General features: G+C 69.9%; 1 pseudogene. It reads left to right on the top strand.

The features are described from left to right. A pseudogene (locus tag EBL84_RS16785) lies at positions 1 to 349 on the top strand (N-acetylglucosamine transferase); the annotation flags it as partial.

Below are 349 nucleotides of genomic sequence, written 5' to 3'. Positions count from 1 at the left end.
CCGCGCCCGCCGGCATGTATCGCCCGAGCGAGGGGATGGGGGCGGTGAACGTGTTGCCGGCGCTGGAGCGGGGATACATCACCTTCGGTACGCTGACCCGTGGGGTGCGTGTCAACCACCGCACCATTCGGGTGTGGTCCGAGATCCTCGAGCGGGTGCCGGGCGCGCGGCTGGTGGTCAACAGCAGGGACTTCTCCACCGAGGCCGAGCAGGAGGCGCTGGCCGAGCGCTTTGCCGCGCACGGGATCGGCGGCGAGCGCCTGGAGATCGGCTATCACTCCCCGCCGTGGGACGTGTTGCGGGGCATGGACATCGGACTCGACTGCTTCCCGCACAACTCGGGGACGAC

Origin of the sequence: Marichromatium sp. AB31 (assembly GCF_003718685.1) — a bacterium.
In the GTDB taxonomy this organism is placed as follows: domain Bacteria; phylum Pseudomonadota; class Gammaproteobacteria; order Chromatiales; family Chromatiaceae; genus Marichromatium; species Marichromatium gracile.
The sequence above is the reverse complement of the archived record's forward strand: the minus strand, read 5'-3'. Positions and strand labels throughout refer to the sequence as shown.